This is a genomic window from Bacillus sp. NPDC094106, assembly GCF_044764345.1.
GTDB lineage: Bacteria > Bacillota > Bacilli > Bacillales > Bacillaceae_G > Bacillus_A.
Genome location: NZ_JBIWHY010000011.1, coordinates 39513 through 55948 on the forward strand (window position 1 = coordinate 39513; position 16436 = coordinate 55948).

General features: G+C 36.7%; 15 protein-coding genes. All 15 read right to left on the minus strand.

What is annotated here, in order from left to right:
* Nucleotides 1-268: 268 nt before the first annotated feature.
* The 15 genes from ACIQ7L_RS16715 to yfmF all read right to left on the minus strand — a co-directional run bounded on the left by ACIQ7L_RS16715 (nt 269) and on the right by yfmF (nt 16267).
* On the minus strand, nt 269-1135 hold the full coding sequence (locus ACIQ7L_RS16715; RefSeq protein ID WP_097895298.1) for a 2-oxoacid:ferredoxin oxidoreductase subunit beta: 867 nt from the start codon (nt 1133-1135) through the stop codon (nt 269-271).
* Entirely contained in the window at nt 1122-2879 is a 1758-nt protein-coding gene (locus ACIQ7L_RS16720; protein ID WP_400570622.1) for a 2-oxoacid:acceptor oxidoreductase subunit alpha, read from the minus strand. Before ACIQ7L_RS16720 ends, ACIQ7L_RS16715 begins: the two co-directional genes overlap by 14 nt.
* Before the next feature lie 247 nt (nt 2880-3126).
* Entirely contained in the window at nt 3127-4050 is a 924-nt protein-coding gene (locus tag ACIQ7L_RS16725; RefSeq protein WP_400570623.1) for a dipeptidase, read from the minus strand.
* 62 nt (nt 4051-4112) lie between these two features.
* Nucleotides 4113-4373, minus strand: a complete 261-nt coding sequence (gene spoVS / locus ACIQ7L_RS16730) for a stage V sporulation protein SpoVS (RefSeq protein ID WP_000404341.1) — start codon at nt 4371-4373, stop codon at nt 4113-4115.
* A 148-nt stretch (nt 4374-4521) separates the two neighbouring features.
* Nucleotides 4522-5316 (minus strand): TIGR00282 family metallophosphoesterase, encoded by a 795-nt coding sequence (locus ACIQ7L_RS16735; RefSeq protein WP_003199419.1) that lies wholly within the window; start codon nt 5314-5316, stop codon nt 4522-4524.
* Nucleotides 5317-5518: 202 nt separating this feature from the next.
* Entirely contained in the window at nt 5519-7081 is a 1563-nt protein-coding gene (gene rny / locus ACIQ7L_RS16740) for a ribonuclease Y (RefSeq protein ID WP_400570624.1), read from the minus strand.
* Between the two features lie 477 nt (nt 7082-7558).
* The gene (gene recA / locus ACIQ7L_RS16745) at nt 7559-8593 is read right to left on the minus strand and encodes a recombinase RecA (RefSeq protein WP_400570625.1); all 1035 of its coding nucleotides are present in this window, start codon (nt 8591-8593) and stop codon (nt 7559-7561) included.
* A 142-nt stretch (nt 8594-8735) separates the two neighbouring features.
* Nucleotides 8736-9974 (minus strand): competence/damage-inducible protein A, encoded by a 1239-nt coding sequence (locus ACIQ7L_RS16750; RefSeq protein ID WP_400570626.1) that lies wholly within the window; start codon nt 9972-9974, stop codon nt 8736-8738.
* Nucleotides 9975-9994: 20 nt separating this feature from the next.
* The gene (gene pgsA, locus ACIQ7L_RS16755) at nt 9995-10573 is read right to left on the minus strand and encodes a CDP-diacylglycerol--glycerol-3-phosphate 3-phosphatidyltransferase (RefSeq protein WP_400570627.1); all 579 of its coding nucleotides are present in this window, start codon (nt 10571-10573) and stop codon (nt 9995-9997) included.
* Nucleotides 10574-10636: 63 nt separating this feature from the next.
* On the minus strand, nt 10637-11536 hold the full coding sequence (locus ACIQ7L_RS16760; protein WP_400570628.1) for a helix-turn-helix domain-containing protein: 900 nt from the start codon (nt 11534-11536) through the stop codon (nt 10637-10639).
* 21 nt (nt 11537-11557) lie between these two features.
* Nucleotides 11558-12343 carry a DUF3388 domain-containing protein gene (locus ACIQ7L_RS16765; RefSeq protein ID WP_012094875.1) on the minus strand — a complete coding sequence of 262 codons (786 nt, stop codon included), beginning with the start codon at nt 12341-12343 and terminating at the stop codon, nt 11558-11560.
* Between the two features lie 138 nt (nt 12344-12481).
* Complete coding sequence (locus tag ACIQ7L_RS16770; protein WP_097895285.1) at nt 12482-12730, minus strand: DUF3243 domain-containing protein; 249 nt, start codon at nt 12728-12730, stop codon at nt 12482-12484.
* An 80-nt stretch (nt 12731-12810) separates the two neighbouring features.
* Nucleotides 12811-13524, minus strand: a complete 714-nt coding sequence (ymfI, locus tag ACIQ7L_RS16775; RefSeq protein ID WP_097895283.1) for an elongation factor P 5-aminopentanone reductase — start codon at nt 13522-13524, stop codon at nt 12811-12813.
* Nucleotides 13525-13705: 181 nt separating this feature from the next.
* The gene (gene yfmH, locus ACIQ7L_RS16780; protein ID WP_400570629.1) at nt 13706-14992 is read right to left on the minus strand and encodes an EF-P 5-aminopentanol modification-associated protein YfmH; all 1287 of its coding nucleotides are present in this window, start codon (nt 14990-14992) and stop codon (nt 13706-13708) included.
* Complete coding sequence (gene yfmF / locus ACIQ7L_RS16785) at nt 14993-16267, minus strand: EF-P 5-aminopentanol modification-associated protein YfmF (RefSeq protein WP_400570630.1); 1275 nt, start codon at nt 16265-16267, stop codon at nt 14993-14995.
* Nucleotides 16268-16436: the final 169 nt, after the last annotated feature.

Genomic DNA, 16436 nt, shown 5'->3' on the forward strand with positions numbered 1-16436 from the left:
TTGTTTTAACCTTGTCCTTGTAAAAAAGCATATTGCTTTATTTTCCATATACACTATCATAGTATAAAGTGTTTAGCCAAATTTAACAACAAAGAGACTACATCCCCCGCGCATCCTAAAGCGAATGAACATGATGTCCTAATACAACGATCCATTAATTATTTTATCATTCTGAATTTTCTAAGTAAATGTTTTGTAATAAAATCCTCCTATATTATTTCAAACCTAAAGTAAAAAAGCTGCCAATTGGCAGCTTTTTATTTCATGATTACATAAATTCAGCAACAAGCTCATCAAACATCTTTTGATCCATTTGTAAGTCAGCTTGAACTAAAGGTTTTTCACTGTAGCCTTTTACCAGATCTTGATAAGAAGGCTGTTCTGTATTTTGGTAAATCAGACCTGTTACTAGACCTTTGTTTTCCATCAGCGTTTGCATTGCAATCATACGGTTAGATGGATCATATCCTTCTACTGTGCTTAGTTTTGTTAAATTCTCTTTAAACCAATCATACGTATTTACTTTATTATAAGTAACACATGGGCTAAATACATTGATTAAAGAAAACCCTTTATGCTGAATACCAGCTTCGATCAGCTGCGTTAATTCTTTTAAATCACTAGAGAAACTCTGTGCCACAAAAGTCGCACCTGCTGTTAATGCCATTTCCATGACAGATAGTGCTGGTTCAATTGAACCTTGTGGTGTACTTTTCGTTTTAAATCCAGCTTCACTACGTGGTGAAGTTTGACCTTTTGTTAGCCCGTAAATTTGGTTATCCATTACGATATACGTAATGTCAATATTACGACGAATAGAATGGATTGTGTGTCCCATACCAATTGCAAAACCATCGCCGTCACCACCAGATGCGATAACTGTCAAATCACGGTTTGCCATTTTCACACCTTGTGCGATTGGAAGTGCACGTCCATGAATACTATGCACACCATAGGAATTAATATAACCTGAAATACGACCTGAACAGCCGATACCAGAAATAACTGCTAATTCGTCTGGATTTAAACCAACGTTAGCTGCTGCACGTTGAATCGCAGCTTGCACCGAGAAGTCTCCGCAACCTGGACACCAGTTTGGTTTTACACTGTTACGAAAGTCCTTAAATGTTGCCATTTAATACAACCCCTTTTTTGCATTCGTTGTAAATTTCTTTTGGTAAGAATGGATTCCCATCATATTTTAAGAGACTAGAAATTTTCTCACCATTACCAAGATTCATTTTCATAATGTTAGCAAGTTGACCAGTCGCATTGTTTTCTACTACAACAACGCGCTTCGCACTCTTCACAAGTGGATCGATTTCAGCCGTTGGGAACGGATGGATTAAACGCACATGAGCGTGATTTACTTTCATTCCTTCTTGCTCTAAACGTTCCATCGCTTCCTCAATTGCACCTCGAGTAGAGTTAAAACCAACTAACAATACATCAGCATCATCATACTTGGCATTTTTATAAACAGGGGTATTGAACTTCAAGTTCGCCATTTTACGGAAACGTTTGTCCATTTGTTCTTTACGATTCAGCGCTGATTCAGATGGTTTACCAGTCTCATCATGCTCTACACCAGTCACATGGTGAACACCATTTTTCATACCAGGTAGAACGCGTGGTGAAATACCATCTTTTGTCACTTCATAACGTTTGAAATATGCTTTATTTTCACGCTCTGGTAACTCTGCTTGTAAATCAAGCTTACCACGGCGAATTTCTACTTTATCTAACTTCAGTGGTTCAACTGTTTGTTTTCCTAAAGAAAGCTGTAAATCTGTTAAGAAGATAACTGGAACTTGATATTCTTCCGCTAAGTTAAACGCTTCTACAATATCATAGAACGCTTCTTCAACAGTACTTGGCGCCATTACGATTTTGGGAATTTCACCATGTGTTCCATAAATCATTGCCATTAAATCAGATTGTTCTTGTTTTGTTGGTAAGCCCGTACTTGGACCACCACGTTGTGTATCTACGATTACAAGAGGTGTTTCTGTAATACCTGCTAAGCCAATTGCTTCCATCATTAAGGATAGACCTGGACCTGCAGATGCCGTTAATGTACGAACACCAGCATAGTTTGCACCAATAGCCATTGTACAAGCCGCAATTTCATCCTCAGTTTGGATTACAGTCCCGCCTACTTTTGGAAGCTTTTTAATTAAGTATTCCATAATTTCAGATGCAGGTGTAATTGGATATGCAGACATAAAGCGAGCACCACCAGCTACTGCTCCAAATGCAATCGCATCGTTACCGATCATAAACATGCGTTTTTGACCATCAGCTTTTTCAAGCTGCATCATATTTACTTTCTCGCCAAGCAATTCTTTCATATATTGAGAGCCGCGTTTGATTGCTTCCATATTCTTTTGAACGACTTGCTCTCCTTTGCGACCAAAGATCTCTTCAACAACCTCTAAATAAACAGTTTCATCTAACCCTAGTACCGAACTAGATGCTCCAACAGCAACCATGTTTTTCATTAATGATGTACCTAGTTCTGAAGCAATATCTGTAAACGGTATCACATATAGATTCACATCTGCATTTTCAGGTATAGTCGGATTAAATTTCGCATCCGCAACAACAATTCCGCCTGGACGTAATTCGTGGAAATTAAAATCGATTGTTTCTTGATCAAATGCAATTAAAATATCTAAATCATCTGATATCGCGCGCACCTCAGTTGTACTTACGCGAATTTTATTATTTGTATGACCGCCTTTAATCCGTGATGAGAAGTGGCGGTAACCGTATAAGTAATATCCTAATCGGTTTAATGCAATACAGAAGATTTCTCCTGTACTTTCAATTCCTTCACCTTGTTGTCCTCCAACTTTCCATGAAAGTTGACTAATCATCTCCTACACCCCTTTTGGCTGCATTCATTGTAGTGTATTTTTTTACAGTAATAGTTTAGCACTTTTTATACAAATAAACTACAATGGACGCAAATTATACCTCTTCTGACTTCCCTGAATCTTTTGTATAATCTTAATTCGTCTACCATTCTAGCCTTACCATACAAAAAAAGCAATAAATTGTTTTTATTTCGTTTTAATTTTTCGAATTTTTAAATTGTTTATATTGACTATTTTAAATCCAACACTAAAAAGGAATATGTTCAACAAAATTATCATATAAAAAATTTCGAACACTCGCCTCACTGTATCTTTTACAAAGTTCATTAATTATATGTTCATAGCTTCTATACGCTTCTATTCCTACCACCATCTCTGGCATACCATCAAAATCCGAGCCAAATCCTATATTTTTCTCTCCTCCAAGCGAACAAATATGTTCTACATGGCGTAATATATCATCTATATAGGCTGGTCGATGATTCGTTAAAAACTCAGGTACAAAGTTCACACCAATCACAGCATTTTTTTGAATCAGTACTCGTATTTGTTCGTCTTTGAGATTACGTGGATGGTGACATAGATTGTGACAATTCGAATGTGAAGCAATTGGATATTGAGCGATTTCCATTACATCCCAAAATCCTTTTTCATTTAAATGAGATACATCTGTCCATAAACGAAACGAATTAAGTTCTTGTACAACTTTTTTACCAAAAGCAGTTAACCCTGCTCCCCTTGTTTCCAGTGCACCATCAGCTAGTAAATTCGCATAGTTCCATGTTAACCCGAAAGATCGTACTCCTAAGCGATAAAACAAGCGCAATTTCATCATTTCTTTCCCAATCGCTTCGCACCCTTCTAATGTTAAAATGGCGCCAATTTCACTTTTTCCTAACTGCTTTATATCTTTTTTCGTCTGTATCAATTTCATACCTGGTAGCGATAAAATTTCCTTATGAAATATATCTACCATAGTTAGGGCAACTTCAAAACGTTCTTCATACGCTACTGTTTCTGGTACATATATCGCAAAGCATTGTATACTTCCTTTTCTCCGCTCTAATTGTTCAAAAGTAATATATAATGCTGGATCACTTTGGAAATGTTTTTTTCCTTTTGCATTCCATAATTGCCATAACACATCACAATGCGCATCAAAAACTTTCATTCCCTTGCCCCCTTTACCATAAAAACAACCTGTTTGCACACAAGCAAACAGGTTGTTCAAACTTAACGAGGTTCTACAATTAGCTTTATCGCTGTACGTTCTTCACCATCAATCATAATGTCTGTAAAAGCTGGGATACAAATCAAATCCAAACCACTAGGCGCTACAAATCCTCTTGCAATTGCTACTGCCTTCACGGCTTGATTCAATGCACCTGCACCAATGGCTTGAATTTCTGCTGTTCCGCGTTCGCGAATCACTCCAGCAAGTGCACCAGCTACAGAGTTAGGGACCGAAGTTGCTTTAACTTTTAATATTTCCATTCCACGTTTCCTCCTCGTTTCTAAAAAAAGTATTAGCGATTATTTCACTTTAACTTATATTCACGAGGAACGAGGCGTATTCCTGCTAAATCTCTGTAATTTTTCTAAAAAATTAAAATATAATGTTTTTTCTAAATTTTATAGAAAACTATTCAAAAAATGGCTGATCATCATTAATTAAAATGCGCTCAATTTTTTTCGCTTTTCCTGTATTTGGATCCACATCAATTAGTACTGCACTTAATTGTGTTCTACCATTTGTCACTTCAAAACGCACAGGTAAATTTGTTAAGAACTTTTTCAGTACAGCTTCACGATCCATACCTAAAATTCCATCATATGGGCCTGTCATACCTACATCTGTAATATACGCTGTCCCGCTTGGTAAAATACGATTATCAGCCGTAGGAACATGTGTATGCGTTCCTACTACCGCTGTAGCACGACCATCTACATACCAGCCGAGCGCTTGCTTTTCACTTGTTGTCTCAGCATGAAAATCAATAAAGATAATATTCGTGCGCTTTTTCGCAATATTAATTAACTCATCTACTTTTCGGAATGGACAATCAATTGGTGGAAGGAATGTACGACCTTGCAAGTTAATTACCGCTACTTCCGTACCATTACAATTCACGAAAATAAGACCTTTTCCAGGAGTTCCTTCTGGGAAATTGGCCGGTCTTGCAAGATATTTAGCATCATCAATAAATTCAAACACTTCACGGTTATCCCAAGCATGATTTCCAAGTGTAACTGCTTGTGCACCACATTCTAAAAAGTTTCGGTATATTTTCTCTGTAATACCACGACCACCTGCTGCATTTTCTCCATTAATAATTGTTACTGTAGGTGTATATTTTTTCTTTAATGCCGGTACGTATTGTTGAATCATCCCTCTACCAGGAGATCCTACTACATCCCCAACGAATAATATTCTCATATCTATTACCCTTTCTATATACTACTTTTTCATTACCATACCATATTACAAGCTATTCACTTGTAATAAAACCATATTGCTCATTTAAAATTTCCTGCCATCCTACTATAAAAATAATGTATACGGGCTATTTACGGTGATGGAAGTGTCACTTTATTTTACCCAATTCCAACACAAAAAAATAAAGTGGCATTTCACCACTTTATTTTGCGTATTCCACTGCACGTGTTTCACGAATAACAGTTACTTTAATATGGCCTGGGTAATCCAGTTCATTTTCGATACGCTTTCGAATATCACGTGCTAAACGATGAGCTTCTAAATCATCGATTGTATCTGGTTTTACCAGAATACGAACTTCACGTCCTGCTTGAATTGCAAAAGATTTTTCTACGCCTTCATAAGACTCTGAAATCTCTTCTAACTTTTCAAGACGACGAATATAGTTTTCAAGCGTCTCACTACGAGCTCCTGGTCTTGCAGCTGACAATGCATCTGCCGCAGCAACTAGAACTGCAATGATTGAAGTTGGTTCCGTATCACCATGGTGAGATGCGATACTATTTATAACAACAGGGTGCTCTTTATATTTCGTTGCGAGTTCGACACCAATCTCAACGTGACTACCTTCTACCTCATGATCAATTGCTTTTCCGATATCATGTAATAGACCAGCACGTCTTGCTAGTTTTTCGTCTTCACCAAGCTCTGCCGCCATAAGTCCTGTTAAGTACGCTACTTCCATAGAGTGTTTCAATACGTTTTGTCCATAACTTGTACGGTATTTCAAACGACCTAAAATCTTAATTAGATCTGGATGTAATCCATGGACACCTACTTCAAATGTTGTTTGTTCTCCTACTTCACGAATATACTCATCCACTTCACGTCTTGATTTTTCGACCATTTCTTCAATACGTGCTGGGTGAATACGTCCATCTTGTACAAGCTTATCAAGAGCGATACGAGCTGTTTCACGACGAATTGGATCAAATCCAGATAAGATTACTGCTTCTGGTGTATCATCAATAATAAGGTCAATACCTGTTAACGTTTCTAACGTACGAATATTACGACCTTCACGCCCAATAATACGTCCCTTCATTTCGTCATTTGGAAGATTTACAACCGAAACGGTTGTTTCAGCAACATGATCAGCTGCACATCTTTGCATTGCAAGAGATAAAATCTCTTTTGCCTTCTTATCCGCCTCTTCTTTCGCACGAACTTCACTTTCTTTTACCATAACGGCAATTTCATGAGAAATTTCACTTTCTACTTTCCCTAAAATGATTGCTTTCGCTTGTTCGCGTGTTAGATTAGAAATGCGCTCTAATTCCGTTTGTTGCTTTTGAACTAACTCTCCCACTTTGCTTTCCAACTCTTCAATCTGTTGTTGTCTCGCTACAAGAGATTCCTCTTTCTTTTCTAACATTTGCTCGCGCTTATCGAGCGTTTCGTCTTTACGATCAAGGTTCTCTTCTTTTTGCATTAAACGATTTTCTTGTTTTTGTAATTCGCTTCTACGATCACGAATTTCTAATTCAGCTTCTGTACGAAGTGTATGAATTTCATCCTTTGCTTCTAAAAGCGCTTCTTTTTTAAGTGCCTCTGCTTCGCGATTCGCTTCGTCTAAAATACGCTTCGCTTCATTATCTGCACCATTAATCTTCGCTTCTGCAATAGACTTTCGAACAAAAAAGCCAACAACTGCACCGACTGTTGCAAGCAAAATGGAGATGAGTATCCAAATTGTGCTACTCATGATTTCACCTCCCCTTGCTATGAATGAAAAAAGACTGTCGGCATGTACATTGAATTGCAACGTACAGCAAAGACCGTCGTCCCGCTTTTTTTAAGGGACTTTCTTCATTTCACAATTAAAATGTCATATTATTATTTCGGTAAGATTTAAATCTTACTCCGAATATTACTTCTCTTCTAGAGAAGAGTGTATCGTATATAAGAAAGAATATACATTCTCATTGTATCTATCGCATTTTTCATTGTCAAGCGTTGTCTACTTTTACTTTCTTTCCCTTTGCCATATGAATCTTCCTCTAAAAAGAAAAGCGGTACCACATTATCATGACAAGCTATACTAAAACCCATCTAACAAGCTGAAAAACGTATAAAAATCCCTCTCCATACTATTTTAGTAGCATAAGGTAAAAACTTCATCAGCAAAGACCTTGCTGCCTACAATCGCTAAAAAAAAATAAAAGACACGAAATCGTGTCTTTTATTTTTCAAGAAGAGTTCCATCTTCCATGCTTTCAGAAGCAGAATCTTCACCAATTCCATGGTGTTCACGAATAAAGAAGGCAATTTCATCTCTTACATCCGGATTTTCTTTTAGGAACTGCTTCGCGTTTTCGCGCCCTTGTCCCAGGCGTTCTTCGTTATAAGAGTACCAAGCGCCACTCTTTTGAACGATATCAAGTTCAGAAGCCATATCTAAAATTTCACCTTCTCTTGAAATTCCTTCTCCGTACATAATATCCACTTCAGCAACACGGAATGGAGGTGCTACTTTATTTTTTACTACTTTTATTTTTGTTTTGTTACCAACAATATCATTGCCTTGCTTTAATTGCTCAGCACGACGTACCTCAAGACGAACTGTTGAATAGAACTTCAACGCACGACCACCTGGAGTTGTTTCTGGGTTCCCGAACATAACCCCAACTTTTTCACGAATTTGGTTAATAAAGATTGCAATTGTTTTCGATTTATTAATCGCACCAGAAAGCTTACGAAGTGCTTGTGACATTAAACGCGCTTGTAAACCAACGTGAGAGTCACCCATCTCCCCTTCAATTTCCGCTTTTGGTACAAGAGCTGCTACAGAGTCAATTACGATAATATCAATTGCACCGCTTCGAACTAATGCCTCTGCGATTTCTAATCCTTGTTCCCCTGTATCAGGCTGCGATAATAGTAACTCATCAATATTAACACCTAACTTCTGTGCATATACAGGATCCATCGCATGCTCTGCATCAATAAATGCTGCTTGTCCACCTTGACGTTGTACTTCCGCAATCGCATGTAATGAAACTGTTGTTTTACCTGAACTTTCAGGCCCGTAGATTTCGATAACACGACCGCGTGGATAACCACCAACTCCAAGCGCTACATCAAGTGCTAACGAACCACTTGGCACCGTTGAAATTCTATGTTCTGCTTGTTCTCCTAACTTCATAATTGAACCCTTACCAAATTGCTTCTCTATTTGTTTTAACGCCATATCTAATGCCGCTTGACGATCACTCATTCAAATTCCTCCTTAACTGAATTGCTAATTTTATTATACCTATTTTCATCTCAATTTGCCAACAAAAATCGAACGTTTATTCGATTTTTTTATTTCCAAATTGAAAACATCTAATTTTTATCATAAAAAAACTAGAAGAAACTCACACCTCTTCTAGTTTTTTATACAAATGATAAAATCCATATTTCACAGATCGTTCTCTAATTTGTTGACGACTTCCACTTAATTTAAGAGGAAAGACCGCTGTCGGCTCATCCCTAATTGCTAGCCCAACAAATACAGTACCCGGCTCTTTATTTTCTGAAGCTTCCGGTCCTGCTACTCCAGTGAAACTAATCCCAATATCCGCTTTTAAAAGTGTTTTAACATTTTCAGCAAGAACACGTGCACACTCTTCACTAACTGCTCCAGCTGTGTGTAATGTTTCTTCAGGTACGTGCAATATGTGCTGCTTTACGTCATTCTGATAGCAAATGACACCGCCTTTAAAAATAGAAGACACACCAGCATTTTCTGTTACTTGATTCCCAAAAAGACCACCCGTTAAACTTTCAGCACAAGCTAAAGTAAAACCTTTCTTCTTCAATAAATCAATTGCTTTATAATGAAGAAAATCTTGGTTATATCCGTAGAAAAATTCTCCTACTCTTTCTAAAATCAAGCTTTCCACGTGTTGAATTAACATTTCTGCATGTTTCACATCGTGATGCTTTGCTGTTAAACGAAGCGTCACCTCTCCATCAGAAGCAAGCGGCGCAATTGTTGGATTCGTTTGTCTATCAATTAAATCTTGTACTTTCACTTCTAGTTGGGATTCGCCAATGCCAAAAAAGCGAAGAACACGAGAATAAATGCGCTCTCCAGTTGTAAAGTTACGTAAAAAGGGGTCTACGTAGTTCGTATACATCGGTTGCATTTCCTTCGGTGGACCTGGTAATAAAATATAAACTTTTTCATTTTTATTTAATCCCATTCCTGGCGCCATACCGTGATCATTTGCAAATACTGCCGAGCCATTTAAAACAAGTGCTTGTTTCTTATTATTCTCTGTAAACTCACGGCCAGTACGTTTATAATACTCACTAATGGACGTTAAAGCAATTTCGTCATAAACAAGTTCTTCACCAATAACAGACGCAATTGTTTCTTTTGTTAAATCATCTTTTGTCGGCCCAAGCCCACCTGTAAAAATGAGTATATCTGCACGCTTCTCAGCAATTTGAATTGCCTCTTGTAAACGATGGTTATTATCCCCTACCACAGTATGATAATACACATCGATCCCAATGGAAGCCAATTTTTCGGATAAAAACTTCGCATTTGTATTTGTAATTTGCCCGAGTAATAATTCTGTTCCAACCGCAATAATTTCGGCATTCATTCCGATTCCCCCATAAACTGCTATTTTGAGTTTACAAAAGCAGCTCTATTTTTCCAGAAGTAATCCCAGCCAGAAATAACTGTAAAGATTAGTGCAATCCATATGAAAATATCCGCAACCGGAATATGGATTAAGTTTAATGGTACATCGTGTAATAAATATGCTGAAATTGCAATAATTTGTGTCCATGTCTTAATTTTCCCTAGCATGTTAGCCGCAACAACTTCTCCAGTTCCAGCTAGCACAAGACGTAAGCCTGTTACAGCAAATTCACGACTAATGATTACAATAACAATCCACGCTGGTACATATTGCATTTCAACCAATGTAATAAGGGCTGCTGAAACAAGTAGCTTATCTGCTAATGGATCAAGAAACTTCCCTAAATTTGTTACAAGATTATACTTTCTTGCATAATGACCATCAATCCAATCCGTAGCTGAAGCAACAATAAAAATAAGCGCTCCTACTAAATGTTGAATTGGTAAATCTACATTCCCAATTGTATATACACCCCAATCAAAAGGAGCCAGCATAATCACTAGAAAAATTGGAATTAAGCAGATTCGAGATATTGTAATTTTGTTTGGTAAATTCACAGCTATTCCTCCATCATGTCAAAAACATTTGTTCATTGAAAAAAGTCATCGAAGCGATGACTGTTATTGTGCAGGTTGCCCTGCCCCTAAGTTTTTAATCACCAATCTTTGGTGCATTGTCTCTTCGGGACTTATACCATAATTAATAACTTTACCATTTACTTTAATTTCAATATTAGGTGCATTACCGATATTAAGTCGCACTTCTTTTTGAGCGGTTAAGTTTTGTGGTACCGTTTGTCCTGCTTCTAACGTAGCATTATAAAGTTCATTACCATTTTCATCTTTAATATCTACATAACTTGTTCCCTTTGCTGAAAGTTCCAATTGTAACTCTTTATTGTTCATTTCATATGTAGATACTTTTCCACTTGTCCCTACCAATTTCATCTCATCTTGTCCTGCTGGTGGTTGCTGTGCTTTTTGCTCATCTTTCTTTGGTTCTTCTTTTTTAGGTTCTTCCGTTTTTTTCTCTTCTTTCTTTTCATCTAACGGCGAACCCTTCGCTTTTTGTACTTCAATTTGTTCACTCTTATTTTGCGTTACTGATCCAGCATCTTTTGCAGTTAACCATTGAAAAATAAACCAAACCGCTACTCCTAATGCAATTACCAATAATGCAATTAAAATTTTCGGCATATGATCTGCGAATGGAAGCGATGTAGCTTTTTGCATTGTTTCCTGCGTTTTTTGACCTGTTGATACTTGTGGTACATCATGAGATTCAGATTGCGGTATTGTACTTTGATACTCTACAAGCAATTCCTCTCCGTCTAATCCAACAGCATCTGCATATTGTTTAATAAACGCACGTGCATAAAACGCACCTGGCAATATGCTATAATTTCCCTCTTCAATTGTCGCTAAATAACGCTTTTGAATTTTTGTAATCTCATGTAGCTGATCGATAGACAAGCCTTTCGCTTCTCTTGCTTCCTTCAGCTTTTGTCCTAATTCCGTCACTGCTAACACCTCAATATTTCTTTAAAAGTCAAACATAGAGAAATTATTTTGCGTTCCTTGCTCAATTTCATCTACTAAATTATATTGAATTTCTTCATCATAATCGTTACGCAATTCAATAATATAATCAAAATCATCAAGTGTATATTCTGATTGACTCACAAATACATCCGGATGTTCCACAACCTTGGTTGCAGGTAATCTCATAATTTCACGCACAAGCTGCCAATGTCTTTCATTTGCACGCTTTGTTGAAACAATTCCATCTAATATAAAAATATTATCGTCGCTATACTCATCTTCAATCAGTTGACTGCGTACAGTTTGTTTAATAAGGGTTGATGATACAAACAGCCAACGCTTATTTGCACAAACACTTGCGGCGACAATAGATTCCGTTTTTCCAACGCGAGGCATCCCTCGTATCCCGATGAGCTTATGACCCTCTTTTTTCATTAATTCTGCCATAAAATCAACGAGTAATCCTAATTCATCACGTACAAATCGGAATGTTTTCTTATCATCTGCGTCCCGTTGTATGTACCTGCCGTGCCTAACTGCTAGTCTGTCCCGAAGCTTTGGCGGACGATATTTCGTTACCGTTATATTATCCATCGTATTTAAAATTGATTCAAGTCTAGAGATTTGCTCTTGATTATCACACATAAGCAAAAGTCCGCGCCGAGCATTATCTACACCATTAATTGTGACGATATTAATGCCAAGCATACCGATTAACGAAGAAACGTCACCAAGCAAGCCAGGTCGGTTTTTATGTATTTCATATTCAAAATACCATTCAATCATTCAAGATCACTCCCCTTGCTTACTTTACACCTACGTACTATATTATATGATTTCACGTTAATAGGGAAGCTAAATGTACAACCAAATCAAGGTATTTTCAATACTAAAAAAAAAGAGAGGATATTCTCCTCTCTTTTTTTACTTATGTTGTACAAACTTCACCATTAAATTCGCGATTGTATGTTGCTCTTGTTCGTCAGCAACTTTCCAAAGCCCAGCTAATAGTTTTTCTTGATCATTACGTGCCTCTACTTCATTCGCAAGATAGTCACCAACGCGGAATGCCATATCTGAAACAGCTCCCCCATCAAGACCCTTTCCTTGCGCCTGCTCTAAACGCTCTCCTAAAAAGCTTTTCCACTGATCAAAGTTTTCTAATACTGACATATTTAAGCACCTCACTATTAAGTAATAGAATCATGCTTAATTTGTACAATTCCATGTTTTTTATGTATGTATTTTGCATTTTAACAATGCCATCCACCGTTTACTCCAATAATTTGCCCCGTTATATACGAAGCCCCTGGTGATACAAGGAAAGAAACTGTTTTTGCTACTTCCTCTGGACATCCAATTCTCCCAGTTGGAATCTCCTCTGCCATCCCATTCTTATCTTCCTCTGAAAATACACTTAGCATTTCTGTCTCAATTGCTCCCGGTGCCACTGCATTGACACGAATCCCACTTAAAGCCACTTCTTTAGCCAATGCTTTTGTATACGAATTTTGCGCACCTTTTACCATTGAATACAACACTTCACAAGACGCACCCATTTGTCCCCAAATCGATGAAATAATAACAACGTTTCCACTTCTGCGGTGAATCATTGATGGAATTGCAAGCGACAGTAGTTTATATACGCTTTTCACCTGTAATTCCACCATTTCATTTAACTGTTCATTTGTAACATCTGTCACTAAACCAAATATACTTTTTCCAGCCGCATATACAATTACATCAATCGGATGATGAATTTGTGCCCACAATTTTTCTGGTCCATCTGCAGCTGCTAAATTTGCTTGAACGGGAATCATTTCATCAAATTGGTTTTCTAGTTCTCTTACCTTTTCTTCGCCTTTGTTATAATGCACATATACTGTATAACCATCTTCATTTAACTGTTTTGAAATTGCAGAGCCAATTCCTCCGCTTCCTCCAGTCACTAATGCAAATTTTTTCATACTTTTCCTCTCTTATCCTTTCATCTATAAAGAAACTTTTTCAAATTACACATTCTTTCATACATCCCCAAACAAATAATACCCCCATCTTACGATTTAGCAATAGCTAAAAAGTTAGATGAGGGATAAAATGGCTGTAAATCCCCTGAACACTAAGCAGTTCCCTTATTAAAGTTTCCCTTTATTGTTTCGGCAAGACTTGGCAAATACTCATTCTTTCTTCAGATAAAAATACTTTTGCTGCTTCTTGTAAATCTTGAACAGTTAAATCCTCTAAAACGGAAAGAGCATCAAACAAGCTGGATTCATTAAATGCATAACGTGTAAATTGATTTGCAATATATTCAGGCGAGTTAAGCGATCGTAAAAAGCCGCCAATTTTCTTTTTCTTTACACGCTCTAACGTCGCTTCATCTAACTCATCATAATTGGTCTGTAATAAAATGCTTTTCAAACGATCTGCTAACTCATCAGGCTGTTTCGTATCGCCACCAACCATCGCAAAACCAAAGTTACTTTCTTCGGTATAATCATAAGAGAATGTATCATCAATGAGTCCTTCATTATATAAAGACTCATAATGAGTTGATCCTTTCCCAAATAAATAATCTAAAAGTAATGTAATCGCAATCTCTTGTTTTAAAAGTTCTTGCCCTTTTTCTTTGAGCCCTGTCGCCTTTATACCGACTAAACATTTCGGTGTTTGAACAGGCATAGAAATAATTTTCTTCTTTTCATTTACCTCTTCTGGTTCACTCTCAAATGAACGTACAATCTCCGGTTGATTTTTATAATCCTTTTTCGCCTGATTTTCACGGACTAAATCCATTGTCTTTTCCGGGTCGATAGCTCCAACAACAAATAACAACATATTGCTTGGGTGGTAAAATGTTTCATAACACTCATACAATAAGTCTTTTGTAATTTTACTAATAGACTCAATTGTTCCCGCAATATCAATTTTAATTGGATGCTTGACAAATAAACTATCAATTAATCCAAAATATAAACGCCAATCTGGATTATCTTGATACATTTGAATTTCTTGACCAATAATTCCTTTCTCTTTTTCAACCGTTTTTTCAGAAAAATACGGTTCTTGGACAAAATTTAATAATGTATTTAAATTTTGCTCTACATTTGATGTACATGAAAAGAGATAAGCTGTTCTCGTAAAGGATGTAAAAGCATTTGCAGATGCCCCTTGTTTACTAAACAATTGAAATGCGTCATGATCTTCTTTTTCAAATAATTTATGCTCAAGGAAATGAGCGATCCCATCTGGTACCCGAGTCATTTCTTCTTTTCCAAGTGGAACAAATGTGTTATCGATGGAACCATACTTTGTTGTAAATGTCGCAAACGTTTTATTAAATCCTTGTTTCGGCAACATATATACGTCTAATCCATTAGGAAGTTTTTCGTAATAGAGCGTTTCTTTTAATTGTTCATAAACTATTTTCTCCATCTATTCTCCCTCCGTTCCGTGTAAAAAGTAAATTGTATCTAATTCAATGCCATTGGCAACCTTTACAATTTCTTCTTTCGTAACACGCTCAATGCCAGTTAACCATTCCTCTACTGGGCGCGTACGTTCTGCAATCACACCATGATAAAGCATTTCCACGAAACCACGCGGTGTATCAACTGCCTCTAAAATTTGATTTTGAATAACACTTTTTGTTTGATGGATTTCTTCTTCTGAAAAGTCACCACTTTGCATGGCCTTCATTTGCTCTTTTATAATCTCCACCGCTTTTTCATAATTTTTCGCTTCAATTCCAGACATAACAAAGAGAAGACCTTTATGACTTTCAAATCGTGATGCTGCATAATACGCTAAACTATTTTTTTCACGAACATTCACAAATAATTTTGAGTGTGAGAATCCACCAAATAAACCGTTAAACAATTGCAATGCAAAATAGTCTTCATCACGGTACGTAATATACGTACGATATCCAATATTTAATTTACTTTGCTTTAATTCTTGTTTTTCAACAATTTCTTTCTCTTCATTATTTCGTTTATGAAGAAGGACATTTTTTTCTTTTGGGGCACGCGGCGAGATTGAAAAATATTTACCAACAAGCTCGACCGCATTTTCTGAAATATCACCAATAATATAAAGATCCATTTCATCTTCTGCTAACACTTTTTGATAATACCGATACAAGCTTTCATTTGTAATAGAAGCAACGCTCTCTTTTTTCCCATTTGCACTTAATCGATATGGCTCTACTTTACACATTTCTTCTATTAATCGCTCGTTAGCATAGCGCATTTTATCATCATATGTTGCTTCAATCCGTTGCAAGAGTGCTCGCTTTTCACTTTCTACAATAGAGTGTAAAAAGCTATCCCCTTCCGTTGCTGGATGTAACACAATATCAGACAACATAGAAAGCGCCTTTTCAAAAAGGGGCGGCGCGTCTTGTAAATACGTTTCATTGGCGATATCCACATAAATAGAGATGATGTGATCTTCTCCCTTTTTACTTACATCCACCGCTAAAGAAGAACCATATAATTCCTCTAAATATTGGCGAAGACGAATCACGGATGGTAACTTTTCTGTCGCACTTTGTAAGACGTATGGCAATAAAGCTCGCTCCGTCACCGTTTCTTCATTTAAAGGTGCTTTAAAGCGAAATACAAATGTATTTGTTTTATATTTGTCTGTAGGAATAATATGTACTCGCAAACCACCTAATTCATGCATTTGCTGTTCCATCAGTTTCATTTATAGCCCTCCTTTACGTATGTAGGAATATTCCTCTTCAATATACAGTTTTTAGAAATAAAAAATCAACTTTTCTCTCTTATCATCTTTATATCCTTTTCCTTCTAATCATTTCTTCATTAAAAAGCAGAAAATAAATTTCTGTATTAAGCATATTCTATGTAAAAAA

Bases quoted from the DNA above. Each gene is read 5' to 3' on its own strand.
- yfmH (WP_400570629.1), bottom strand. From the start codon at position 14,992: ATGGAGAAAATAGTTTATGAACAATTAAAAGAAACGCTCTATTACGAA.
- ACIQ7L_RS16720 (WP_400570622.1), bottom strand. From the start codon at position 2,879: ATGATTAGTCAACTTTCATGGAAAGTTGGAGGACAACAAGGTGAAGGA.
- ACIQ7L_RS16735 (WP_003199419.1), bottom strand. From the start codon at position 5,316: ATGAGAATATTATTCGTTGGGGATGTAGTAGGATCTCCTGGTAGAGGG.
- ACIQ7L_RS16750 (WP_400570626.1), bottom strand. From the start codon at position 9,974: ATGAATGCCGAAATTATTGCGGTTGGAACAGAATTATTACTCGGGCAA.
- recA (WP_400570625.1), bottom strand. From the start codon at position 8,593: ATGAGTGATCGTCAAGCGGCATTAGATATGGCGTTAAAACAAATAGAG.
- ACIQ7L_RS16715 (WP_097895298.1), bottom strand. From the start codon at position 1,135: ATGGCAACATTTAAGGACTTTCGTAACAGTGTAAAACCAAACTGGTGT.
- ACIQ7L_RS16765 (WP_012094875.1), bottom strand. From the start codon at position 12,343: ATGATTGAATGGTATTTTGAATATGAAATACATAAAAACCGACCTGGC.
- ACIQ7L_RS16725 (WP_400570623.1), bottom strand. From the start codon at position 4,050: ATGAAAGTTTTTGATGCGCATTGTGATGTGTTATGGCAATTATGGAAT.
- spoVS (WP_000404341.1), bottom strand. From the start codon at position 4,373: ATGGAAATATTAAAAGTTAAAGCAACTTCGGTCCCTAACTCTGTAGCT.
- rny (WP_400570624.1), bottom strand. From the start codon at position 7,081: ATGAGTAGCACAATTTGGATACTCATCTCCATTTTGCTTGCAACAGTC.
- yfmF (WP_400570630.1), bottom strand. From the start codon at position 16,267: ATGAAACTGATGGAACAGCAAATGCATGAATTAGGTGGTTTGCGAGTA.
- ymfI (WP_097895283.1), bottom strand. From the start codon at position 13,524: ATGAAAAAATTTGCATTAGTGACTGGAGGAAGCGGAGGAATTGGCTCT.
- ACIQ7L_RS16770 (WP_097895285.1), bottom strand. From the start codon at position 12,730: ATGTCAGTATTAGAAAACTTTGATCAGTGGAAAAGCTTTTTAGGAGAG.